Below are 22503 nucleotides of genomic sequence, written 5' to 3' on the forward strand. Positions count from 1 at the left end.
ATACCGATGATATTTTCTTATCGAGATGATCACTATGATTTGTTTCACAATCCTCCCCTTAATCTTCCCTATCTTTCCTGTCTAATCCGTGCCTGTCCCGCATATCCATGAATAATGGCTTGAAGTAGATGATTCCAAGGAAGTAGGAGTGTTATTAATCTTGTCAAAAGGAGATGAACAGATTTGGACAAGTATGTAAGTTGGATGGCAGTACTTAGAATGTTGTCCGGGAGCGCCGAGATTATAGCTGCGCTGATTATGCTGCGGCTTAATCAGGTGGATAAGGCACTGGCCGTTAATTCTACACTGGCTTTAGTAGGCCCCACGATCCTAATTCTAACCACGACGATTGGACTCACCGGGATGGCACAGGAACTGTCTTGGGGCAAGCTAGGCTGGATTGGTTGCGGTGTTGCCTTTCTCTTAATTGGAATTCTAAAAAAATGATAGATGATAGTCATATTTGACCGGTACAAGCATAAATATGAATTAAAGCAGAAGAAGTAGAGGACAACTTGGGGGTAGCGTGTATGGCAAATGAGTGGCTTCACTTATTCCCTGAAAAAGTAAGAGTGTTGCTAAAAAGCCTTCCCTTACAGCTTTTATCGGCGGTAGAGGAAATCCGGGTCCGCGAAGGCCGGCCGCTCGAAATCAACTATTCCGGCAAGTACCACTTTCTAAGCGGCGATGGTAGCCTCACACAAAAGCCAGGCGAAGCTTATCGGCCGGATCGCGAGGACAGCCATCGGTTGCTGGATCTGATCAGCAACCATTCCTTGTATACGATGGAAGAAGAGCTGCGAAAGGGCTTCATTACGATTCCTGGAGGGCATCGAATTGGACTGGCTGGGCGAACGGTGCTTAGCGGGGGCGGTGTCGAGCATTTGCGCGATATCACCGGATTCAATGTGCGCATCGCACGTGAGGTACCAGGTGTGGCGGACGCGGTGCTGCCTTATCTGCTGGACAAAGGTCGAATGCGGGTGCTGCATACGCTGATCCTTTCCCCGCCCCAGCATGGCAAGACTACACTGCTGCGCGATCTCGCCAGACAAATCTCAGGCGGTAGTCAGAACAGACAGGATGGAGTCCGGCAAGGTCTCAAGGTTGGTATCGTCGATGAACGATCCGAGATTGCAGGGAGCAGACGCGGAATTCCCGCCTTCGATGTAGGCCCACGCACCGACATTTTGGACGGCTGCCCCAAAGCGGAAGGAATGATGATGATGATTCGCTCGCTTTCTCCAGACGTCATTATTGCTGATGAGATTGGCCGTCCGGAGGATGCCGAAGCGGTAACTGAAGCACTGCACGCAGGCATCACGGTCGTGGCTTCCGCTCACGGTAAGGAAGTGGCCGAGCTGGCCCGCAGACCGGGATTAGGTAGCCTGATCGAGCACAAGATGTTTGAGCGTTATGTGATTCTGCGCCGCGGTGAGGCGGGACTATCCTTCCGCATCCTGGACGGTCAGAAACGCGCGCTGCTGCCAAGCTCCCCGGGGGAGCGGATAGGCGGTGAACGCCATGCTTAAACTGTTCGGCGCCGTGCTGGTCGTGTTAGCCGGCACACTGGCCGGGTTCCAACGGGCCAGGCAGTATGCCGACCGCCCCCGGAATATCCGTGGCCTGATCGCCGCCCTGCAGCGACTGGAGACGGAGATTATGTACGGCTTTACACCATTGCCGGAAGCGCTGCGGCGGATCGGACAGCAGTGCAAGGAACCGCTGCGAGCCTTGTTCGTCCAAGCTGCCGAGGAAATGTCACCGCCGCATGATCGCAGCGCAGAGGAGGCCTTCGGCCGGGCGATGGAGGTTCACTGGAAGGCCGCAGCGTTGAAGGTAGCGGAGAAAGAGATTATGAGGCAGCTAAGCTGTACGCTTGGCACAAGCGACAGGTCGAACCAGAGCAACCATATCGCGCTGGCTTTGCAGCAATTGAAGCAGGAAGAGACAGCGGCCAGAGAGGATCAAGGCAAATACGAAACTATGAGCAAAAGCCTGGGTCTGCTGCTTGGAGCATTGATCGTCATTTTGATCTTTTAGCGAGGTGCCAGGAATGAATATTGAAGTGAATGCCATCTTCCAAATTGCCGGCATTGGCATCATCATCGCCATGATTCATACCGTGTTGAAGCAGATGGGTAAAGAGGATATCGCCCATTGGGTCACAGTCATCGGGTTCGTTGTCGTGCTGTTCATGGTTATCCGAATGCTGGACGGATTGCTCCAGGAAATCAAAACGATCTTTCTTTTTCATTAGGCGCGGCGTGTCATGGAGATCATTCAAGTTGTAGGGATCGGGCTCATGTCGACCATATTGATACTCGTCCTGAAGGAACAAAAGCCGATGTTCGCCTTCCTGCTCACAGCTGCCACAGGTGTTCTGATCTTTCTGTTCCTGATTGGAAAAATCGGGATGGTTCTCTCCACACTGGAGCGGATCGCCGAATCCTCTGGCATGGAAATGATCTACTTAAAGACCATATTCAAAATTATCGGGATTTCCTACATTGCCGAATTTGGCGCTCAGGTGGTGCGTGATGCAGGCCAGGAGTCGATTGCCTCAAAGATTGAGCTAGCCGGAAAAATACTGATCATGGTGCTGGCCGTGCCCATCATTAGCATTATCATCGAAACGGTTATGAAGCTTTTACCCGCATAGGGTCTTAAAGAACTACGAACGCGAAACAGGGACAGGGAGGAGAAGTCATGCCGGAACGCCGCAAGTTTCGCCCTCCACCGTTCAAACGCATACTGCTTCTGCTCCCCTGCCTCCTGATGCTGTGGTGTGCCGGGAGCGCCGCTGCTTCGCCAGCATCCTCTCCTGATGGGAACTCAACACCGGTGGATCAATGGGTGAAAAGCCAGGTGGAGAGTCTCCCCAAGGACAAAGTCGACCAATACTGGGATCAGCTGATGAAGGATTACGGCGGATTCTTCCCGGACGGGGCCACCCCTACCCTTATGGATATGCTGCTACCAGGAGACAAGGGACTCAGCATGAAAGGGGTGCTGTCAGGCCTGGGAGGGTACATGTGGCACGAGGTACTCTATAACGGCAAGCTCCTCGTCACCATTGTCATGATCAGTGTGATGAGTATGATTCTGGAGACGCTACAGACCGCTTTTGAACGTAAAACCGTCAGTAAAGTCGCGTATACCCTCTGTTATATGGTAGTGCTCGTCATTGCCGTCAACAGTTTCAATATTGCTATCGGTTATGCCAAGGATGCGATCGATAAGATGATTGATTTCATGATGGCGATGATTCCGCTGCTCTTCGCGCTTCTTGCTTCCATGGGGAATATCATCACAGTCTCAGTCACGCATCCATTGATCGTGTTCATGATCCATACGGTTGGTACCTTAATTCACACTGTGGTTTTCCCGCTGCTATTCTTCTCGGCCGTGCTGCATCTGGTCAGCTCGCTGTCCGAGAAATACAAGCTTACCCAACTGGCCAATCTGCTGCGCAATATCGGTGCCGGGCTGCTGGGGGTACTGCTGACTGTGTTTCTGGGCGTCATATCCGTCAGGGGCATTACCAGCTCGGTCACTGACGGGGTTACGATCAGGGCTGCAAAGTATATAACGGGAAATTTCGTTCCGGTCATCGGCAAAATGTTCGCGGATGCTACGGACACCGTCATCTCCGCTTCACTGCTGGTGAAGAACGCCATTGGGTTGTCGGGAGTCATCATTATTTTGTTCCTCTGTGCATTCCCGGCGATCAAAATCCTGGTGCTTGCTCTCATCTACAATGTTGCTGCTGCTGTGATGCAGCCGCTCGGCGAGACACCGATTGTATCCTGCCTGCAGACCATTGGAAAAAGTATGGTGTATGTGTTCGCCGCCTTGGCTGCGGTCTCGCTCATGTTCTTCCTGGCCGTCACCATTATGCTGACCGCAGGCAATGTCACGGTAATGATGAGGTGAGTGTAGATTGGTGTCTCTGAACCCAGATTGTAGCTAAGGATTTCAGGGGTACTGGACATGTAACACACTTTTGGGAGGGAGACAATGACCTGGTTAAGCGATTGGCTGCGTGAGATCATCCTTGTGGTGCTGCTGGCTGCTTTCGTGGAGTTGCTCCTTCCAAGCAAATCTATGGAGCGTTATGCCAGACTGGTGCTCAGCCTGTTGATCCTACTCACTCTGCTGAACCCCGTCGTTTCCTTGTTGAAGGGAGACGCTGCCAAGGAGCTAAGCATGGCGATAGGCCAGCAGGAGAAGACTGGTGGCCTGTTCTCAAGCACAGGTAAAGGGGAAGATTCGTTGGAGAAAATTTTGGCGGACGGACAGAAGTTAGCCCAGGGCCGTCAGGAGCAGAGCCTCAAGCTGGCGGCTGAGGAAGTAGCAGGACAGATGCGAGAGCAGATTATCAGCGAGACAAGCGTCCGAGGTGTTCGCGTGACTGTCTCGCTGGCCATGGGCAAGCCCCCTGAGGGCAGCGGCGAGGATGTCCCGATGATTTCAGGCGTAACGGTAGCGCTGCCTGCAGCCCCTTCCCCCTCAGGGACGGAGGCAGGGAAGGGAGGTGCCTCCGGCGCAGCAGTCTCCCAGCCGATTGTCATCCCTCCTGTGGAAGCCGTAGAGGTATCTATAGGGGGCACACCAAGTGCAGTGCCATCCCAGACCGGACAGGCGGGAGCAAAGGGCAGTGTCGAAGAGAGCGGAGAGTCATCGAAAGAAGCGAAGTCAATCACTGAACTGCTAAAGCAAAAATGGGACCTTAATCCGGAGGTCATCCACATACAAGATCAAAACGTAAGCGACAAGAAGTTGTAAGGCGAAGAATGAAGAGTATGCCAAACAATGAAGGGGGGTTACAGGGATGGGAAATTGGTTGAAAAAGCTGGAACAGTGGGCCGGGGGTGGAGCGGGAAGCCCAAAGCGGAGTCATACATTCCGCTGGCTGATTATTCTGGGCTTGCTGGGCGCGGCGATTATGCTCTTCAATTCTTTTGTGAATGTGAAGAAGCTCGACAGTGAGAATACGGGCCGGGAGCCGCCCAGTACCGGCAGTTCACAAGCTACAATCCAGCAGGCTGATCCTGGGGCAGCAAATTCTTTTTCCAGCATAGAACAAGCCATGGAGGACCGCACCAAGGAAATTCTGGAGAAAATCGTCGGTGTGGGGACAGTGGATATTATGGTTACCGTTGATTCTACCGAGGAGATCGTCGTGCAGCGAGATGTCAAAGACTCTCAGCAGCTTAGTGAAGAGACGGATGCCAACGGGGGAAAACGCCATACGACACAGTACACAAGGGACGGCGAGATCGTAACCTACTCTCAGTCCGGGGATCAGACCCCGATCATAACCAAGCGGCTCAAACCTCAGGTGCGCGGTGTGCTGGTGGTAGCCAAAGGAGCAGAGAACAAGGTCGTTCGGGGCTTGATTGAGCAAGCCGTTCAGAAAGGACTGAATGTACCTAGCTACAAGATCTCTGTAGTTCCGCGCAAGCAGGAATAGAAGAAGGAAAGCATAAAAGGAGGAATAAGGAATGAACGGCAAAAGACAAACGATTTGGTTAGTATCGATGCTCAGCTTGATGGTGGTATTATCCGCATATTATTTGTTCACAGAGGACTCCGGTGCTTCGGTTCCAAAGGAGACGGCAGGCAGCATGCAGGTGGATGGCGCAGCTAAGGGAAACTCTCCCAATAATGCGCTTGATAAAGGCTTCGAGGTTAATGAAGTTGTGACACAAGGTGATGTTACCGGCGATGGGGGAACTACCGCTCAGAATGCTGTACAGGACCCTGCAACATTAGATGACAGCACAGCAGCGACTACAGGAGACAGCAGCAAGGCTACTGATAACAAGAATAATGAATCGGTAAAATCCGGTGCTTCAGACAAAACAGCCGATAAATCGTCTGCAACGGATATAAACACTGACGGTAACAAATCAACTGCTGACAGCAAGAGCGGCAGCGACAAGAGTGCCGATAAGAAAACCGCAGCAGGCGAGAAAACATCAGCTAAAAAAGATGCTGATATTCTGGACGAAGTCGCCTCCCAAAGTGTCTCCGCAAGCAGTTTCTTCAACAACTACTTGTACGAGCGTGAGCAAAAGAATGTGAAGCAGCAACGGGATCTGATGGCTATGATCAATGACATGGATAAAACACCGGCTGAGAACGCTGTAGCTCAGCAGCAGCTTAGTGCGTTAGAAGAGAAAGAATCCAAAATAACTGCCATCGAAGAGCAACTCCAGCAAAAATATGGGGAAGCCGTCGTCAAGGAAGACAGCAACAATTTCTACAAAGTGATCGTTCTGAGTGACAAGCTGGATGTGAAGCAAGCGGTGGGCATTGTGGACCTGGTCATGAAAGAACTTAGCGTTACACAAGACAAGGTCAGCGTACAGTACATCTCTCAGCAATAAGCTATGAAAAAAAAGCAAAGAAAATAGCGAAATTGCTCGGGTTATCCCGGGCTCTTTCCATTTCTAGCGTTTATGATATAATACTTAAAGTTATCTTGTCCGCGAAGAAGAGCGGTTTCGAGAGAAAGCTGAAGGAGTGAACTGATTTTATGTTCAAATTAAGCGAAATTAAGGAATTGATCAAATTGCTGGACCAGACATCCTCCGTACATGAGCTGGAGATTGAGAACGAAGGAATGAAACTGGCTATCCGCAAACCGAACCGCCCTGAGGCCGACGGAACAGCGGTTCCTTATGCCTATCCTCTGACGCAGCCTGTTCTGCAACAGCCTGTTCCGCAACAACCAGCGGTGCAGCCGACTGTGATCGAGACACCTGGTCAGGTGCAGACTCCGTCTACTCCTGCAGAAAGTACACTACATACAATCGTGTCTCCGATGGTGGGTACCTTCTATAGTGCCGCATCTCCTGAAACGCCGTCGTTTGTATCTGTCGGCGACCGTGTCAATGCCAAGACAACAGTGTGCATTATCGAAGCTATGAAGCTGATGAATGAACTGGAAGCAGAAGTGAAAGGCGAAATCGTATCCGTCTTGGTCGAGAACGGCCAGCTTGTGGAATACGGCCAGCCATTGTTCTTGGTCAAACCGGAATAATATGCTGTAAATCATGCGGAGCTTAAGGCTCCGCAATACTTTTGGGAGGAAACGCATGAACATTCAAAAAGTGCTGATTGCCAACCGTGGAGAAATAGCGGTCCGCATTATTCGGGCCTGTCGTGAACTCGGCATTTCCACCGTGGCAGTCTATTCCGAGCCCGACAGGGACTCACTGCATGTCCGGTTGGCAGATGAGGCCTACTGCATTGGACCAATGCCATCCAAGGACAGCTATCTGAACTTTACAAATATTATGAGTGTTGCCACGTTGACCGAATGCGATGCGATCCATCCGGGATACGGTTTTCTCGCGGAGAACGCTGACTTTGCTGAGATTTGCGAGTCTTGCAACATTACATTTATCGGGCCTTCCCCGGAAGCGATTACGCGTATGGGTGACAAGGCTGTGGCGAAAGACACCATGAAGCAGGCCGGAGTTCCGGTCATCCCGGGTTCTGATGGCCTTGTGGGTGATGTAGAGGAAGCTATAGCGCTGGGCCGTGAGATCGGGTATCCGATCATCGTCAAGGCAACAGCGGGCGGCGGAGGCAAGGGCATCCGGATTGCTGAGGATGAAGAATCCCTGGTGAAGCAGATTACTGCAGCCCAGCAGGAAGCACAGAAGGCCTTCGGCAACGCCGGAGTCTATCTGGAGAAATTCCTGACGGGAATGAAGCATGTTGAGATACAGATTATTGCCGATAAGCATGGAAATGTGGTCCATCTGGGTGAACGGGACTGCTCCGTGCAGCGCCGTCGTCAGAAACTGGTGGAGGAAGCGCCTTGCGCCGTACTGACACCGGAAATTCGTGAGGCTATGGGTAATGCAGCCGTACGTGCAGCGCTTGCCGTGAACTATTCCGGAGCAGGTACACTGGAATTTCTACTCGGACCGGATGGTAAATTCTATTTCATGGAAATGAACACCCGGATTCAAGTCGAACACCCAGTTACTGAAATGGTTACCGGTGTTGACCTGATCAAGGAAATGATTTCTGTTGCTGAAGGCAATCCGCTTTCATTCAAGCAAGAGGATATTGTCATTGACGGCTGGTCCATCGAATGCCGAATCAATGCCGAAGATCCTGAGAAGAATTTCATGCCTTCTCCGGGCAAAATCGGCTTCTATCTGCCACCAGGAGGTCTTGGTGTTCGCGTAGACAGCGGCGCTTATCCTGGGTATACCATTTCGCCTTTCTATGATTCCATGATTGCAAAGCTGATTGTCTGGGCACCAACCCGTCAGGAAGCCATTGCGAAGATGAAGCGCGCCCTGGGCGAGTTCGCGGTGGAAGGAATCCATACGACTATTCCGTTCCATCAAAAACTGCTCGAACATCCTGTGTTCTTGGATGGGAACTTTGATATCAAATTCCTGGAAGAGTATGAAGTTTAGGACGACTGTACTTTGTTTGTCATAAAGTTCGCCAAATGATATAGTATGTTTAATAAGAGACGTGCTTTAAGCTTGAAATCATGAACAACATGTTGAAAGGTGTGAAGGCTAATATGAGTACATTGCCGACGGAATTTGAACGGACTGAAATCGGTGAAATCCAAATCGCCCCGGAAGTAATCGAGGTAATCGCAGGTTTGGCAACCGTAGAAGTTAAAGGTGTGGCCGGCATGAGCGGTGGATTTGCCGGAGGTATTGTGGAACTTCTCGGACGTAAGAACCTGTCCAAAGGTGTAAAGGTAGAGGTTGGACAACGCGAGGCTGCGGTAGATGTATCCGTAATCATCGAGTACGGCAACCGTCTTCCTGAAGTAGCTGCGGAGATTCAGCGCAATGTTAAGCGTTCCATCGAGACCATGACTGGACTTACCGTTGTGGAAGTCAATGTTCATATTCATGATGTGCAGTTCAAGAGCACCACTGTAGAAAAGAACGAGGATGTTGAAGCTGTGGTTCGTGTGAAATAAAAGCCACCCGTTCTTCTATAAACCCCCGACAGCAACGTCGAGGGTTTACTCTAATTTAAGGAGGTTATGAGACTCGTGGCGAAAATTTTGGACAGGCTTCTGCTCTTCATCTACAGCCTTAGCATCGGAATATTATCTGCAATAGCCATCCTCCTCTTGAGCGGGGCCATCCCTAGAACGGTGGAGATTAAGGATGGGCCGGCAGTCTACATTGTTGCGATCACGATCGCGGTGATCCTGTTCTTGCTCAGCATTCGTTTCTTCTACATCTCGATGCGACGTGACCGGGCAACCCTGCCTTCGGTGGATCAGCGCACAGAGTACGGAGATATCCAGATCTCCATGGAAACGATTGAGAACCTCAGCCTTAAGGCTGCCGGCAAGGTGAAAGGCATTCGTGACCTGAAGTCGCGTATTCGCGTCTCTCAGGCGGGTCTTGAAATCATGATCCGCGCGGTGGTGGACGGAGAGCATTCGCTCCCGCTGCTGACCACGGAAGTTCAGCGTCAGGTGCACGATTTCGTGCAGGAGACGACTGGCATACCAGTCGCGGATGTGTCCGTATATATTGCCAACCTGTCACAGTCTCCAAGCTTCAAAAGTCGAGTGGAATAGAGGTGGGTTTCCCCTATGTCCTGGAGAGAAGTATGGGAAAGTCACGGGGGTAGGATCGCCGGAGTTACCTTCGGGATCATTCTCGGTTTGATTTATTTGATTAGCGGTTTTTGGGATATGCTGTTCTTTGCACTGGTAGTGTTCATCGGATATACGCTTGGCAAAAGGAAGGACGATCACGCGCAGTCTCTGTTGGTTAGATGGCAGGAGCTGGTGGAGTGGTTGTCTGGACGCTGGCGTCCTTTCAAATGAACCGCGATAGTCTTTCTCCCGAAGCAGGAATTGTAGGTTTGCTGATGTTCGTTGCCCCGGAAGAAAGATCACGCGGTTTTTTTGTGGAGAGAAGACTCCTGCCGCAGTTGTAATAATCTGTGTCCTATATAGGGATAGAATGTGCTAAATTTGGGCTTAAAATAAAGATATGCGAAACAAGATTTTAGGAGGAACACATGAAGAGACGTTTAGCGAGAGAGATTATTGTACAAAGCCTGTACCAAATGGAAATGAATGATGTGGACAGTGCTGAAGCGGTAGAAATGCTGCTGGAAGAGGCTTCGGAGGAGAATGAGACGGAGCGTGTCATTACCGATGAGATTGAACTGAAGCACTATGTAGTAGATCATGTGAATGGCGTATGGGAACATAAGGTAGCGATTGATGACATGCTGGAGTATTACTTGAAGGGCTGGCAAATGAGCCGTTTGTCGCGGGTGGACCGTCAGATTTTGCGTCTGGCGACTTTTGAAATGGTATTCGCAAGCGATGTGCCTGCCAAGGTATCGGTCAACGAAGCGATTGATCTAGCCAAGCACTTTGGTACCGAGGATTCCGGCAAGTTCGTGAACGGGGTACTGGGTAAAATGATCCAGGAACTGGACACGCTTAAAGCTGATCACCTCCAATAAGTAATTTAAGGTGAGGATGCTGTGGGGAACCATGGACTGTGAGGAATCACTTAGATATGAGGAACCACGGACTATTGAAGGTCGCTGTGGGAAATAAGCTCCAAAATGCCCCTTAATTAGGCGGGAAACAGGCGAATGTATGATTTAGGAGCATTATCGCCCCCTAAAATGGTTCACTTTAGCTTTAGAGAAGCGAATCTTTTAGATTAAGTGCGGTTATTGCTCTTAATATACATTACACTCGAAATTCCCGACTTTTAAGGTACGATATTACCATTATTTAGGATATCGATCTTTTGTCAGTAGACACGAGGAATGCATCGGTAGACTTCAGGAGACAAGCTGACCCTGCATTTTGCAACGCTTTGCAAGCCAGGTTTTTGAGAGCACGCCATGTTTTGTGTAGAGCTAGGAATTATCTTAGAATCAGGAATGAACTTTAATGTTGACCTCTGATTTTGACTTGAGCCCCAAAACAGGTTCAATTTATAATATAAAATCAACCAAAGCCTACCAAAGAGGAGAGATTTTCATGACAGCAGCAATCATCAGTGGTAAACAAGTATCCGACGAAATTCGCATCGACATTGCCCGGGAGGTTGCTGGGCTTGTGGAACGCGGGGTAAAGCCAGGTCTTGCCGTTGTGCTTGTAGGGGAAGATCCGGCTTCACAGGTTTATGTGCGCAATAAGGAGAAATCCTGTATTAGTCTGGGCTTCCATTCCGAAGTACATAGACTAGATGCCTCGACTTCGCAGGAAGAGCTGCTGGCACTGGTAGAACAGTTGAATCAGCGTGACGACATTGACGGGATTCTGGTGCAATTGCCATTGCCAGGACATATCGAAGAAAAAGCCGTTATTGATGCGATTGCTGTGGAGAAGGATGTTGACGGTTTCCATCCGGTGAATGTGGGTAATCTGGTTATTGGCGATGATAGCCTTCTTCCATGTACACCTGCTGGTGTCATAGAGTTGATCAAGCGTACAGGAATCGAGATCTCCGGCAAGCATGCCGTGGTCATCGGTCGCAGTAATATTGTCGGCAAGCCGGTATCCCTGCTATTGCAACGTGAGAATGCTACAGTGACCATGTGTCATTCCCGTACAGCCAACATTGTGGAACTCAGCCGCCAAGCTGATATCCTGGTAGTTGCGATTGGACGTGCTAATTTCATTGATGCATCCTATGTTAAGCCAGGCGCTATCGTCATTGATGTTGGTATGAACCGTTTGGATTCTGGCAAACTTGCCGGGGATGTTGACTATGAAAGCGCGAAAGAAGTTGCTGGCCATATTACACCTGTACCGGGTGGTGTGGGCCCTATGACGATTACAATGCTGATGGGGAATACGCTGATTGCAGCTAAACGCCGTCACGGACTGGAATAGGTAGAAATCATGGCGGCAGAGCGGCAAGTCTATTCCATTAAGGAACTTAACCGTTACATCCGCATGAAGCTGGACTCGGATCATCTTCTGTCGGATGTATGGATACGTGGTGAAATCTCCAACTTTACACATCACGGCAGCGGACATATGTATTTCACTCTGAAGGATGAGAGCAGCCGAATCAAGGCGATCATGTTCGCGTCCCATAATCAGCGACTCCCCTTTGTACCGAAGGAAGGCTCGCGGGTCATTGCCAGGGGCAATGTGACTGTATATGAGCGGGATGGGCAATACCAGTTCTATGCAACACACATGCAGCCAGATGGCATCGGCAGTCTGTATCTTGCTTATGAACAGCTGAAGGCGAAGCTAGAGCAGGAGGGATTATTCGCGGCGGAACGCAAGTCTCCACTGCCAAGGATGCCCCGCTGCATCGGGGTTGTAACTTCTCCGACCGGCGCAGCTGTGCGGGATATTATGATTACACTTCAGCGAAGATACCCGCAAGCCGCGGTTGTACTGTATCCGGTGACAGTGCAGGGCAAAGGCGCTGCGCCTTCCATCGTAAAGGCGATCAAGACCCTGAACGAGATGGGTGAAGCTGACGTGCTAATCGTTGGGCGCGGCGGAGGCTCCCTGGAGGAGCTCTGGGCGTTCAACGAAGAGATCGTCGCCCGTGCGATTGCGGCATCGAATATCCCGGTCATCTCGGCCGTTGGCCACGAGACCGACTTCACGATTGCCGACTTCGCCGCCGATCTCCGCGCGGCGACGCCTACAGCTGCGGCTGAGCTGGCGGTGCCGCATGCCGCCGAGCTGGCGGCGCAGCTTCGCCAGCAGCAGCGCAGGCTGCGCCAAGGGCTGCAGCGGCGCGCCCAGCGCGGACGCGAGCGGCTGGCTTCGCTGCAGCGGTCGCCGGTGCTGGTCAACCCGCGCCGGTATCTGCTGCAGCATGCGCAGCAGCTCGACATGCTGCGCCAGCGGCTCGCAAACGCGACAGATGCGCGCTTAGGGCGCGCGCGGGAGCGGGAAGCGGTGCTGCGGCACAGCCTGCAGCGCTTCCACCCGCGTGACGGCGTGATCGCCGCCAGGCAGCGCGCCGAAGGCTTGCGCCGTGAACTGATCGGCGCTATGGGGGCACGGCTGCGGGACAAGCGTTCGAGATTTGTGGCGGAAATGCGCCACCTCGACGCGCTAAGCCCGCTCAAAGTTATGTCGAGAGGCTACAGCCTCGTCTACGACGAAGGACAACAGCACTTGGTCAAATCGCTGAACGATGTAGCACTCGGCGACCTTGTGGTGGTCAAGCTGAATGATGGTGAACTGAATTGCCAGGTATGGGGAATGAAGGAGGATGGCAAAGACGATGACAAAGGAAGCGGAACTGGATTTTGAAGGAGCAATGGACCGTCTGGAGGAAATCGTGCGGGAGCTTGAGCACGGCGATGTCCCCCTGGAAAAGGCCATCGATTTATTTCAGCAGGGTATGAAACTGTCCCAGCTGTGCGGCAACAAGCTGGAGCAGGTAGAACGCAAGATTGAGATGATTGTAGAAGAAGACGGCGAACTGCGCAAGAAGCCGTTTGGCGGTCTGGAAGGGGTCAGCGATGAGTCCTTTTGACAGCAATCCCGAAGGGATCGCCGGGGAGCCCCTGCGGGAACCCATTGAGTCCTATATTGCGATAATTAATGATCTGGTCACGACTGAACTGGAGACAACCATCCCTGAGGCATGGTTTGTTCCTGATAACTTGCATAAGGCGATGCAGTATTCGCTGATGGCCGGGGGCAAACGCCTGCGGCCACTGCTTGTCGTCGCGGCTTGTGAAGCACTGGGTGGATCACGCTCTGCTGCGCTGCCTGTAGCTGCTGCCATCGAAATGGTACATACGTATTCACTAGTGCATGATGACCTGCCAGCTATGGACAATGATGATTACCGGCGCGGTAAGTTGACGAATCACAAGGTGTTCGGTGAAGCGACAGCCATCTTGGCCGGAGATGCACTACTGACCCACGCGTTCTACAGCATTGTACAAGCCACACGGCGTCATGGTATTCCGGCGGAGAGCTCGCTTGCCATCGTAGAGGAACTGGCTGAAATGGCCGGTCCACGTGGGATGGTTGGCGGTCAAGTGGCCGATATGGAGGGTGAACAAGGCTTAACCAGCCTGGAGCAGCTTCGTTACATTCATGAGCACAAGACTGGTGATCTGTTTATCTTCTCGCTCTTGGCGGGAGGACGGATCGCGGGTGCGAATGAGCAGCAGCTGAACGCCCTGCGGGAATTCGGAACAAATATTGGACTGGCCTTCCAGGTTCAGGACGATATTCTGGATCTGATCGGCGACGAAGGCAAACTTGGTAAAAAAACAGGAAGTGATATCGAGCAGCAAAAAGTCACATATCCGTTTTTTATCGGGATTGAGGCTTCGAAATCCGAGGTGGAGAGATTGACGATGACAGCCCGGAAAGCCGTGCTGGACGGCGGTTTCACTGACCCTAGCCGGCTGTTGGAGATCGCCGATTATCTCATGAAGCGGGATCATTAGAATCAAATACGGAAACGGCTGTACTTCGACAGCCGTTTCGTTTGTGTTATAATGGGATTTATATATTTTACAACAACTAGGAAAGCGGGGAATACACGTGCTGCTTCCACAAATAAATGAGCCTGCGCAGTTGAAAATGCTATCAATCGAAGAAATGGGTGTTCTTGCTGAGGAAATTCGTCATTTCCTGATTGAAAAGCTGTCTGTAACCGGAGGGCATCTAGCACCAAATTTGGGAGTCGTGGAGCTCACGCTGGCCCTGCATTACTGCTATGATAGTCCTCAGGACAAAATCATTTTTGACGTCGGGCATCAGTCTTATGTCCACAAAATTTTGACCGGACGGAAGGATCGTTTCGATACCCTCAAGAAGCATGGAGGGCTCTCGGGATTCGTCAAACGTAACGAGAGTGAGCATGACGTTTGGGAGGCCGGGCACAGCAGCACCTCCCTGTCAGCAGCTATGGGCATGGCTATGGCCCGGGATATGAAAGGCGAAGACAACAACGTGATTGCCGTAATCGGTGATGGTGCGCTCACCGGCGGTATGGCTTTTGAAGCGCTGAATCATATTGGACACGAGAAGCGTAAACTGATGGTAATTCTGAACGACAATGAAATGTCCATTGCGCCGAATGTAGGGGCTATGCACAATTATTTGAGCAAGATTCGTTCAGACCGCCACTATTTGCGCGCCAAAGACGAAGTTGAAGGACTGCTCAAGAAAATCCCCGCGATCGGAGATCGCCTCGCCAAAACGGCGGAGTGGGTGAAAGACAGCCTTAAATATATGATGGTTCCCGGTGTTCTTTTTGAAGAACTGGGCTTTACGTATCTTGGACCTGTAGATGGTCACGATCTTGAGAAAGTGATCGAGACCTTCCAACAGGCCGATAATGTGAACGGTCCTGTGCTTGTGCATGTGCTTACTACGAAGGGTAAGGGCTATAAACCGGCGGAAGCCGATTCTCACAAATGGCATGGGATTTCCCCTTACAAAATCGAATCCGGCCAAGTGCTTAAAGCAGTCGGCAATCCGATGTACACCGAAGTATTTGGCAAGACATTGATCGAACTGGGTCGTGAAGATAAGCGTCTGATTGCCGTTACGCCTGCTATGCCAGGCGGATCGGGACTGTTCCCGTTCGCTAAGGAATTCCCTGATCGTATGATTGATGTCGGCATTGCTGAGCAGCATGCCGCTACCCTCTGTGCCGCGCTGGCGATGGAGGGCATGAAGCCGGTGTTCGCGGTCTATTCCACCTTTATGCAGCGGGCTTACGACCAGATTTTGCATGATATTTGCCGCCACAATGCCAATGTCATGTTCGCAATCGACCGGGCCGGCTTTGTCGGCGCTGATGGAGAGACGCATCAAGGGGTATACGATATTGCCTTCATGCGCCATATTCCGAATATCGTGCTGATGATGCCGAAGGATGAGAATGAACTGCGCCATATGATGAAGACAGCACTAGATTACAATGACGGCCCGATTGCTTATCGTTATCCGCGGATCAATGGCACAGGTGTTCCGCTTGATGAAGAGCTGCACACCATACCGATAGGTACTTGGGAACGGGTACGTCCGGGCGATGAATACGCGGTTGTGGCCTGCGGGCCAATGGTTCAGCTTGCAGAAGAAGCAGCTGAGCTGCTGAAGCGTGAAGGTATTCAAGTTGGTGTAGTCAATGCCCGCTTCCTGAAGCCGATGGATAATTCGATGCTGCTGGACCTCGCTCATGCCGGAACAAGCATGGTTGTATTGGAAGAAGCAAGTCAAGCTGGCAGCTTGGGCAGTGCTGTGCTGGAATTTTATGCGGAGCATGAGCTATACGATGTCAGGGTTCATCCAATGGGTGTGCCGGATGTATTCGTGGAGCACGGCTCGATCAAGGAGCAGCGTCAGGTGGCGGGCCTTACCGTCGAGGCGCTCTGCAAACGAATCAAGTCGATGAGCGCGCTGCGCGCCTTTTCATATAAGAACACTTCGTCTTCCTGAGAAGACCGGAAGCTGTAACCCGCATCCTTTGAACAATGGGAGATGACCATGGAACACCGTAAAGAACGGATAGATGTACTGCTCGTGGAGCAGGGGTATTTTGAAAGCCGTGAGAAAGCCAAGGCCGCCATTATGGCCGGCCTCATTCTCGCGGATGAAGAGCGGATCGAGAAACCAGGCATGAAGGTATCGCGCGAATCCGTTCTGAAAGTTAAAGGGGCTGTCCATCCTTATGTTAGTAGAGGTGGATTGAAGCTGGAGAAAGCGCTCTGTACCTTTGGTATTGATCTTACCGGACGGACTATGCTTGATATTGGTTCTTCCACTGGCGGATTTACGGATTGTGCGTTGCAGCATGGCGCCAGTCATGTCTACGCCATTGATGTCGGCTACAATCAGCTGGACTGGTCGCTACGCAACGATGAGCGGGTCAGTGTCATGGAACGGACCAACTTCCGTTATATGACACCTCCGGATCTAAAGGGGCCTGTTCCCGATTTTGCCAGCATCGACGTATCATTCATTTCCCTTAAAATCATTCTCCCGCCGCTGATGGCGCTGCTGAAGCGTCCGGCAGATGTTGCCGCGCTGATCAAGCCGCAGTTCGAAGCAGGCCGGGAGAAGGTTGGGAAATCTGGCGTAGTTCGTGAATCTGCTGTGCATAAGGAAGTGCTGGTCAATGTGCTTTCGATGGCGGCCGAGCTGGGCTATAGTCTTCAGGATCTGACCTTCTCGCCGATTACCGGTGGAGAGGGCAATGTGGAGTTCCTGGCTCACTGGCGACTTGATCCGGCTGATGAGTCTGTAGCAGAGAAAGCCGTAGAGCACCCTGATAGTGCGGAAGCTGCGCCTGCTGCCGTCAGCTTTGCTGCGTTGGCCGATAAGGTCATCAAGGAGGCTAACGCCACGTTTAGTGTCAATACAACTCATGGAAACTCACGGCGGTGAGTTTCTTTTGTCATTGGGGAGGATTTTGCGGGGGTTCGCACGAATAAATCTCCGAGGTGATGGATGTGGCAGGTAGCTCTGACAAGATCGTCATGACGGTGATTGGAATCGCGGTTGCCATAGGCTTGTTATACAGATTGTATGTATGGCTGGAGGGCTCTCCGCGTTCAATGATTAAAGATAAGATTCCGATAAATAATGATATTCCCCCGCATCCGGCCATCGACTTTATGGAAGAGGCTGGGTACGAGGTGATTGGCGGCAAATTGAAGATTCCTCTGTCATTCCGGGTCAATGGAGCGGCGATGTACAGCAGGATCTTCATAGATTATGTTGTCGCCAAAGAGGACGGGTCCTTCTATATGGTGATTCTTGCCCGCCCCCGCAAGCCGCTGGATTTCACCGGCAGCGGGCTGCGTGATTATTTGCTGCCTTATCTGCTGATCTACCCCGAATGCAGTGGTGTGCTGTATGTCAATATGGCGACTGCAGCCATCCATGTGATTGAACTCGGCAAAGACGATGGTGAATCCAATTAAGCTAATTTTTTTAAAAAACGGGAGGCAACAATGAAGGGACAACGACATATCAAGATTCGCGAGATTATTACACAAAAGGAAATAGAAACACAGGACGAGCTGGTGGAAGCGCTGCGGGATGCCGGTTTTCAGGTAACCCAGGCTACGGTGTCTCGTGATATCAAGGAGCTCTTGCTGATCAAGGTACCGATGGATGACGGCAGATATAAATATTCCCTTCCGACAGATCAGCGTTACAATCCGGTTCAGAAGCTCAAGCGTGTATTGGTGGACAACTTCGTACAGATTGACTTTTCCGGTAACCTGGTTGTGATGAAGTGTTTGCCGGGTACGGCAAATTCCGTTGCCGCTTTGATCGACAATATTGATTGGCCGCAGATTATGGGAACTATTTCCGGGGATGATACCATCCTTATTATTTGCCGCCAGCCCGAAGACAGCAAAACGGTGATTTCGCAGATTATGGGTTATATTTCGTAATCCTCTAGCATTAATCAATAGCCAATGGCATGACTTTTCGGAGGTGCTTCTTTTCGTGTTAGAAACGTTATCAATCCGCAATTTGGCCGTCGTGGAGGCGGTGGATGTTCATTTTTTTCCCGGATTTCATGTGCTTACCGGTGAGACCGGTGCAGGTAAATCCATTATCATTGATGCGCTGGGACTGATTGCCGGCGGACGCGGGTCCGCTGATTCCATTCGTTACGGCTGTGAGAAGGCGGAGATGGAAGCACTGTTCAGCCTGCCGGACAGCCATCCGGTGTGGGAAACGCTGGAGAGACTGGGCATCCAGGCACAGAAGGAGGAACACCTGATCATCAGGCGCGAGATCACCTTGCAGGGCAAGAGTACTTCCCGCGTTAACGGACAGATGGTCAACCTCAGCATGCTACGGGAAATTGGGGAACAACTGGTCAACATCCACGGCCAGCACGAGCATCAGAATCTGCTGAAGGCGGAACGCCATCTCGGATTACTGGATACTTACGGCGAACCGATTATTGGGCCGCTTAAAGCGGTGTATCAGGAGCGGTATACCGCTTTTGCCAAGGTGGAGAGAGAACTACGGGAATTGCAGGAATCCAGTCAAAAGGCATACCAGATGCTGGATCTGTATCGTTTTCAGCTGGAGGAGATTTCTTCGGCGGCATTAAAACCGGGTGAAGATGAATTACTTTCCGAAGAAAGGGTCAAACTATCCCACAGTGAGAAAATGATGGATTCCGTATCGGGGGCATACGAACTGCTGTATGATCGCCAGGGTCTGGAATCAATTGGTAAAGTCATTTCAAGGCTGGAAGACGCCGTCCGTTATGATGAAAAAGGCTTGAAGAGCATTCTGGAGCAACTGCAGTCTTCCTATTATCAATTGGAGGATGCGGCGTTTCAGCTTCGCGACTATCGTGAAGATATCGAATTCAATCCGCAGCGGCTGGAGGATATTGAGAACCGGCTGGATCTGATTACTGGCTTGCGCCGTAAATATGGAGACAGTGTAGAGCAGATCCTTGCTTATTATGAGCAAATTCACCGGGAAACCGATTTATTGGAGAATAAAGACGAGTATCTTGAGAAGTTGACTGTGAAGCGCGATAAACTGCTTGCTGTATTAATGGAGGCAGCTGGTGAGCTAACCGAGGCAAGACGGATCTGTGCGGACGATCTGGCTACCCAGGTGGAAAGCGAGCTGAAGGATCTCCAGATGGAGCGGACATCGCTTAAGGTCAGCTTGGAGACACTGGAGGACCCGCGGGGCATTGAATACCAAGGCCAGCGCATTCGTTTAACGAGACAGGGAATCGACAGCGCCGAGTTCATGATCTCTCCAAACCCCGGGGAGCCACTGCGCCCACTGGGCAAAATCGCTTCTGGCGGTGAGCTGTCGCGGATTATGCTGGCGATGAAGAGTATTTTTGCCCGGACCGACGCTATTCCTGTATTGATCTTTGACGAGGTGGATACCGGTGTCAGCGGTCGTGCAGCACAATCCATAGCGGATAAGCTGTTTAAGCTGTCTTCTTCTTGTCAGGTGTTCTCCATTACCCACTTGCCGCAGGTCGCCTGTATGGCTGATCATCAGTACCTGATCCGTAAAAAGGTGGAGGATGAGCGGACCATGACCGAGGTCGAAGCCCTGTCCGAGGATGGACGGGTGAAGGAGTTGGCCCGGATGCTGGGTGGCGTGGAAATTACCGAAAAGACGCTGCATCATGCGCAGGAAATGCTTAATCTGGCGGGGGCCAGCAAGGCTGCGCAGGGTAAGCGGGACAATGATTGACAGTAATAAAAGCCTGGGGGCAAGGTTATCTTATAGGTACGCAATTGGCGACCACCTTTTTCGTCAAGCGAAAGAAGCAAAAGGGAGCGTGACAGCCATTGAAGCCGAACCTCAGGAAGTTAATGCCCGGCCTTTTACTTGCCTTCTTTCTCAGTTTATCAGGCATAACGGGACCCATCACAAGCTTTGCCTCTTCACCGGAGCGTGAGCCTAACCAGGCCAAGACGGTGCAGAAGGGAATTGATCCGGAGCTGAAGGTCATTCCGGGAGGACAGACGATTGGTGTGAAGGTGAAATCTGCAGGCGTGCTGGTTGTCGGGCATCACATGGTCCAGACTTCACAGTCCTCCAAGATTTCACCTGGCGAGAACAGCGGACTGCTGCCCGGGGATCTGATGACCTCCATTGACGGTGTGAAGCTGGATGAAGTGTCCAAGGTAGCCAAACTGGTGGAGCGTGCTGGTAAAGCAGGCGAATTCCTCAACATCGTCTTTAAAAGAGGTGGCAAGGAGCATACCGCCAAGCTTAAACCCGCCTACGACCGCAATGACAAGGTGTGGCGTCTTGGACTTTACATCCGGGATTCAGCAGCAGGGGTAGGTACCCTGACCTTTTATGCTCCGCAGCAGGGGGTGTATGGTGCACTCGGGCATGTCATTACCGACATGAACACAGGAACACCTATTGTAGTCGGCAGCGGCCATATTGTGCAGTCCAGTGTTACCTCGATATCCAAGAGCCAGGACGGCGATCCTGGTGAGAAAAGAGCTCATTTTCTCAAGGAGAGTCAGGTTCTAGGAAATGTGGAGAGTAATACGGACTTTGGTATCTTCGGCAAAATGGACCGTAACCCGGAACACAGCCTCTATAAAGAGCCGATTCCGATTGCACTGAGCAACGATGTGAAAGAAGGACCAGCGCAGATCCTGACCGTTGTAGACGGCCAACAGGTGGAACGTTTCGATGTGGAGATCATCCATGTAGCTAAGCAGCAGGTTCCTGCCACAAAGGGTTTGATTCTGCGGATTACCGATCCTCGTCTGCTCGACAAGACCGGAGGGATTGTGCAAGGGATGAGCGGTAGCCCCATTGTGCAGAAAGGCCGTCTGATCGGCGCCGTCACCCATGTATTCGTGAACGATCCTAAATCCGGGTACGGCTGCTTCATCGAATGGATGCTAAGGGATTCCGGAGTAATCAGCGAACAAAATAGCTTACAACAATATCTTAAGGCCATTTAGCCTTAAGATTTTTTGTCGAAGCTGACCGAACTACATCGAACCGTGCAATAAAATAATTAATTATAATCTAACCCTGAAAAAAAATAAAGAAAAATAATTTTCGACAGAAGGAAATTCAATCCAGATGTCGAAAACGTAAGGGAGAGAAGACAAAATTGTTATTTTCGAATAGCAGGTATAAATAAGGAGGAAGCAGCCAGTGCAGAATATCGAAGTGTTGTTGGCCGATGATAACCGGGAATTTACGAACTTGCTAGCCGAATATATTACAGAACAGGAAGACATGACTGTAACGGGCATCGCGTACAATGGGGAAGAAGTACTGCATATGCTTAGCGAAACACGTAAAGTTCCCGATGTCCTTATTCTTGATATTATTATGCCTCATTTGGACGGACTGGGTGTGCTTGAGCGTCTGCGTGAAATGGACCTGAATCCGCAGCCCAAGATCATTATGCTGACAGCTTTTGGACAGGAGAACATTACGCAAAGAGCTGTGCAGCTAGGGGCATCTTATTATATTTTGAAACCGTTCGATATGGAAGTTCTTGCGAACCGGGTGCGGCAATTGGTGGGCGTACAATCCAATCTGACCTCTTCCTCTTCTTCCGGGATGTCGGGCTTCACGGCTTCAAGATCTAATGTGGTGCCATTGTCCAAGGGCAAGAATCTGGATGCCAACATTACCTCCATCATCCATGAGATTGGTGTTCCGGCCCATATCAAGGGATATCAGTACCTGCGTGAGGCGATCACCATGGTGTACAATAACATCGAAATCCTGGGTGCCATCACCAAAACGCTGTACCCGGCCATCGCTGAAAAGTTCAAAACCACGCCTTCCCGTGTTGAACGCGCCATCCGCCACGCCATCGAAGTGGCCTGGACCCGTGGCAACATTGACAGCATCAGCCACCTGTTCGGCTACACGATTAATATCTCCAAATCCAAGCCGACTAACTCGGAGTTTATTGCCATGGTAGCAGACAAGCTGCGCATTGAGCATAAGGTTTCTTGAAAGGGTAAGGAGGAGTGAGGGGTAAGGGATTGTGAGTG

Annotated in this window: 26 protein-coding genes; all 26 read left to right on the forward strand. The window is 51.2% G+C overall.

The genetic code is table 11. The annotated features are described in order from the left end of the window. Positions 1 to 183 precede the first annotated feature (183 nt). The 26 genes from ACFORK_RS03160 (at position 184) to spo0A (ending at position 22465) form a co-directional block, all read left to right on the forward strand. Positions 184 to 447: a YqhV family protein gene (locus tag ACFORK_RS03160; protein ID WP_379195506.1), complete on the forward strand. Its 264-nt coding sequence runs from the start codon at positions 184 to 186 to the stop codon at positions 445 to 447. Between the two features lie 83 nt (positions 448 to 530). Next, positions 531 to 1532: a stage III sporulation protein AA gene (gene spoIIIAA, locus ACFORK_RS03165; RefSeq protein ID WP_379195508.1), complete on the forward strand. Its 1002-nt coding sequence runs from the start codon at positions 531 to 533 to the stop codon at positions 1530 to 1532. Next, the gene (spoIIIAB, locus tag ACFORK_RS03170; RefSeq protein ID WP_379195510.1) at positions 1525 to 2043 is read left to right on the forward strand and encodes a stage III sporulation protein SpoIIIAB; all 519 of its coding nucleotides are present in this window, start codon (positions 1525 to 1527) and stop codon (positions 2041 to 2043) included. The genes spoIIIAA and spoIIIAB overlap by 8 nt, the downstream gene beginning before the upstream one ends. Before the next feature lie 13 nt (positions 2044 to 2056). Next, entirely contained in the window at positions 2057 to 2260 is a 204-nt protein-coding gene (gene spoIIIAC, locus ACFORK_RS03175; RefSeq protein ID WP_379195512.1) for a stage III sporulation protein AC, read from the forward strand. A 12-nt stretch (positions 2261 to 2272) separates the two neighbouring features. Continuing rightward, on the forward strand, positions 2273 to 2662 hold the full coding sequence (gene spoIIIAD / locus ACFORK_RS03180) for a stage III sporulation protein AD (protein ID WP_379195514.1): 390 nt from the start codon (positions 2273 to 2275) through the stop codon (positions 2660 to 2662). A gap of 47 nt (positions 2663 to 2709) precedes the next feature. Further along, on the forward strand, positions 2710 to 3936 hold the full coding sequence (spoIIIAE, locus tag ACFORK_RS03185) for a stage III sporulation protein AE (protein WP_379195516.1): 1227 nt from the start codon (positions 2710 to 2712) through the stop codon (positions 3934 to 3936). Between the two features lie 84 nt (positions 3937 to 4020). Next, positions 4021 to 4788 (forward strand): stage III sporulation protein AF, encoded by a 768-nt coding sequence (gene spoIIIAF / locus ACFORK_RS03190; RefSeq protein ID WP_379195518.1) that lies wholly within the window; start codon positions 4021 to 4023, stop codon positions 4786 to 4788. 46 nt (positions 4789 to 4834) lie between these two features. Next, complete coding sequence (spoIIIAG, locus tag ACFORK_RS03195; RefSeq protein WP_379195520.1) at positions 4835 to 5476, forward strand: stage III sporulation protein AG; 642 nt, start codon at positions 4835 to 4837, stop codon at positions 5474 to 5476. A 31-nt stretch (positions 5477 to 5507) separates the two neighbouring features. Continuing rightward, the gene (locus tag ACFORK_RS03200; RefSeq protein WP_379195522.1) at positions 5508 to 6395 is read left to right on the forward strand and encodes a SpoIIIAH-like family protein; all 888 of its coding nucleotides are present in this window, start codon (positions 5508 to 5510) and stop codon (positions 6393 to 6395) included. Between the two features lie 149 nt (positions 6396 to 6544). Then, complete coding sequence (gene accB, locus ACFORK_RS03205; protein ID WP_379195524.1) at positions 6545 to 7051, forward strand: acetyl-CoA carboxylase biotin carboxyl carrier protein; 507 nt, start codon at positions 6545 to 6547, stop codon at positions 7049 to 7051. A 55-nt stretch (positions 7052 to 7106) separates the two neighbouring features. After that, positions 7107 to 8450, forward strand: a complete 1344-nt coding sequence (gene accC / locus ACFORK_RS03210; RefSeq protein WP_379195526.1) for an acetyl-CoA carboxylase biotin carboxylase subunit — start codon at positions 7107 to 7109, stop codon at positions 8448 to 8450. Between the two features lie 113 nt (positions 8451 to 8563). Beyond that, positions 8564 to 8977 (forward strand): Asp23/Gls24 family envelope stress response protein, encoded by a 414-nt coding sequence (locus ACFORK_RS03215; RefSeq protein ID WP_379195770.1) that lies wholly within the window; start codon positions 8564 to 8566, stop codon positions 8975 to 8977. Positions 8978 to 9052: 75 nt separating this feature from the next. Next, the gene (gene amaP, locus ACFORK_RS03220) at positions 9053 to 9592 is read left to right on the forward strand and encodes an alkaline shock response membrane anchor protein AmaP (protein ID WP_379195528.1); all 540 of its coding nucleotides are present in this window, start codon (positions 9053 to 9055) and stop codon (positions 9590 to 9592) included. Positions 9593 to 9607: 15 nt separating this feature from the next. Then, entirely contained in the window at positions 9608 to 9844 is a 237-nt protein-coding gene (locus tag ACFORK_RS03225) for a DUF2273 domain-containing protein (protein ID WP_379195530.1), read from the forward strand. 197 nt (positions 9845 to 10041) lie between these two features. Then, positions 10042 to 10497 carry a transcription antitermination factor NusB gene (nusB, locus tag ACFORK_RS03230; protein ID WP_066363708.1) on the forward strand — a complete coding sequence of 152 codons (456 nt, stop codon included), beginning with the start codon at positions 10042 to 10044 and terminating at the stop codon, positions 10495 to 10497. Between the two features lie 532 nt (positions 10498 to 11029). Then, the gene (gene folD, locus ACFORK_RS03235; protein WP_379195533.1) at positions 11030 to 11887 is read left to right on the forward strand and encodes a bifunctional methylenetetrahydrofolate dehydrogenase/methenyltetrahydrofolate cyclohydrolase FolD; all 858 of its coding nucleotides are present in this window, start codon (positions 11030 to 11032) and stop codon (positions 11885 to 11887) included. A 9-nt stretch (positions 11888 to 11896) separates the two neighbouring features. Further along, the gene (gene xseA / locus ACFORK_RS03240) at positions 11897 to 13282 is read left to right on the forward strand and encodes an exodeoxyribonuclease VII large subunit (protein ID WP_379195535.1); all 1386 of its coding nucleotides are present in this window, start codon (positions 11897 to 11899) and stop codon (positions 13280 to 13282) included. Next, positions 13254 to 13508, forward strand: a complete 255-nt coding sequence (gene xseB, locus ACFORK_RS03245) for an exodeoxyribonuclease VII small subunit (protein ID WP_379195537.1) — start codon at positions 13254 to 13256, stop codon at positions 13506 to 13508. The genes xseA and xseB overlap by 29 nt, the downstream gene beginning before the upstream one ends. Beyond that, the gene (locus ACFORK_RS03250) at positions 13495 to 14439 is read left to right on the forward strand and encodes a polyprenyl synthetase family protein (protein ID WP_379195539.1); all 945 of its coding nucleotides are present in this window, start codon (positions 13495 to 13497) and stop codon (positions 14437 to 14439) included. Before xseB ends, ACFORK_RS03250 begins: the two co-directional genes overlap by 14 nt. Before the next feature lie 97 nt (positions 14440 to 14536). Beyond that, the gene (gene dxs / locus ACFORK_RS03255) at positions 14537 to 16441 is read left to right on the forward strand and encodes a 1-deoxy-D-xylulose-5-phosphate synthase (RefSeq protein ID WP_379195542.1); all 1905 of its coding nucleotides are present in this window, start codon (positions 14537 to 14539) and stop codon (positions 16439 to 16441) included. Positions 16442 to 16489: 48 nt separating this feature from the next. Continuing rightward, positions 16490 to 17389 (forward strand): TlyA family RNA methyltransferase, encoded by a 900-nt coding sequence (locus tag ACFORK_RS03260; protein WP_379195544.1) that lies wholly within the window; start codon positions 16490 to 16492, stop codon positions 17387 to 17389. 59 nt (positions 17390 to 17448) lie between these two features. Continuing rightward, a complete protein-coding gene (locus ACFORK_RS03265; RefSeq protein ID WP_379195772.1) occupies positions 17449 to 17928 on the forward strand; it encodes a hypothetical protein in 480 nt (159 codons plus the stop codon). A 30-nt stretch (positions 17929 to 17958) separates the two neighbouring features. Then, the gene (ahrC, locus tag ACFORK_RS03270) at positions 17959 to 18408 is read left to right on the forward strand and encodes a transcriptional regulator AhrC/ArgR (RefSeq protein ID WP_175373063.1); all 450 of its coding nucleotides are present in this window, start codon (positions 17959 to 17961) and stop codon (positions 18406 to 18408) included. 55 nt (positions 18409 to 18463) lie between these two features. Further along, complete coding sequence (gene recN / locus ACFORK_RS03275) at positions 18464 to 20206, forward strand: DNA repair protein RecN (protein WP_379195547.1); 1743 nt, start codon at positions 18464 to 18466, stop codon at positions 20204 to 20206. Positions 20207 to 20328: 122 nt separating this feature from the next. After that, the gene (spoIVB, locus tag ACFORK_RS03280; protein WP_379195549.1) at positions 20329 to 21447 is read left to right on the forward strand and encodes a SpoIVB peptidase; all 1119 of its coding nucleotides are present in this window, start codon (positions 20329 to 20331) and stop codon (positions 21445 to 21447) included. A 199-nt stretch (positions 21448 to 21646) separates the two neighbouring features. Further along, complete coding sequence (gene spo0A, locus ACFORK_RS03285; RefSeq protein ID WP_379195551.1) at positions 21647 to 22465, forward strand: sporulation transcription factor Spo0A; 819 nt, start codon at positions 21647 to 21649, stop codon at positions 22463 to 22465. The last annotated feature ends 38 nt before the right edge of the window (positions 22466 to 22503 follow it).

The sequence above is a fragment of the Paenibacillus sp. GCM10012306 genome, assembly GCF_042649265.1.
In the GTDB taxonomy this organism is placed as follows: Bacteria; Bacillota; Bacilli; order Paenibacillales; family Paenibacillaceae; genus Paenibacillus_AQ.

Bases quoted from the DNA above. Each gene is read 5' to 3' on its own strand.
- spoIIIAB (WP_379195510.1), top strand. From the start codon at position 1,525: ATGCTTAAACTGTTCGGCGCCGTGCTGGTCGTGTTAGCCGGCACACTG.
- spoIIIAA (WP_379195508.1), top strand. From the start codon at position 531: ATGGCAAATGAGTGGCTTCACTTATTCCCTGAAAAAGTAAGAGTGTTG.
- ACFORK_RS03215 (WP_379195770.1), top strand. From the start codon at position 8,564: ATGAGTACATTGCCGACGGAATTTGAACGGACTGAAATCGGTGAAATC.
- ACFORK_RS03200 (WP_379195522.1), top strand. From the start codon at position 5,508: ATGAACGGCAAAAGACAAACGATTTGGTTAGTATCGATGCTCAGCTTG.
- ahrC (WP_175373063.1), top strand. From the start codon at position 17,959: ATGAAGGGACAACGACATATCAAGATTCGCGAGATTATTACACAAAAG.
- spoIIIAG (WP_379195520.1), top strand. From the start codon at position 4,835: ATGGGAAATTGGTTGAAAAAGCTGGAACAGTGGGCCGGGGGTGGAGCG.
- ACFORK_RS03260 (WP_379195544.1), top strand. From the start codon at position 16,490: ATGGAACACCGTAAAGAACGGATAGATGTACTGCTCGTGGAGCAGGGG.
- spoIIIAD (WP_379195514.1), top strand. From the start codon at position 2,273: ATGGAGATCATTCAAGTTGTAGGGATCGGGCTCATGTCGACCATATTG.
- xseA (WP_379195535.1), top strand. From the start codon at position 11,897: ATGGCGGCAGAGCGGCAAGTCTATTCCATTAAGGAACTTAACCGTTAC.
- xseB (WP_379195537.1), top strand. From the start codon at position 13,254: ATGACAAAGGAAGCGGAACTGGATTTTGAAGGAGCAATGGACCGTCTG.
- spoIIIAE (WP_379195516.1), top strand. From the start codon at position 2,710: ATGCCGGAACGCCGCAAGTTTCGCCCTCCACCGTTCAAACGCATACTG.
- spoIVB (WP_379195549.1), top strand. From the start codon at position 20,329: ATGCCCGGCCTTTTACTTGCCTTCTTTCTCAGTTTATCAGGCATAACG.
- ACFORK_RS03265 (WP_379195772.1), top strand. From the start codon at position 17,449: ATGGATGTGGCAGGTAGCTCTGACAAGATCGTCATGACGGTGATTGGA.
- folD (WP_379195533.1), top strand. From the start codon at position 11,030: ATGACAGCAGCAATCATCAGTGGTAAACAAGTATCCGACGAAATTCGC.
- accC (WP_379195526.1), top strand. From the start codon at position 7,107: ATGAACATTCAAAAAGTGCTGATTGCCAACCGTGGAGAAATAGCGGTC.
- spoIIIAF (WP_379195518.1), top strand. From the start codon at position 4,021: ATGACCTGGTTAAGCGATTGGCTGCGTGAGATCATCCTTGTGGTGCTG.
- ACFORK_RS03250 (WP_379195539.1), top strand. From the start codon at position 13,495: ATGAGTCCTTTTGACAGCAATCCCGAAGGGATCGCCGGGGAGCCCCTG.
- accB (WP_379195524.1), top strand. From the start codon at position 6,545: ATGTTCAAATTAAGCGAAATTAAGGAATTGATCAAATTGCTGGACCAG.
- ACFORK_RS03225 (WP_379195530.1), top strand. From the start codon at position 9,608: ATGTCCTGGAGAGAAGTATGGGAAAGTCACGGGGGTAGGATCGCCGGA.
- spoIIIAC (WP_379195512.1), top strand. From the start codon at position 2,057: ATGAATATTGAAGTGAATGCCATCTTCCAAATTGCCGGCATTGGCATC.
- nusB (WP_066363708.1), top strand. From the start codon at position 10,042: ATGAAGAGACGTTTAGCGAGAGAGATTATTGTACAAAGCCTGTACCAA.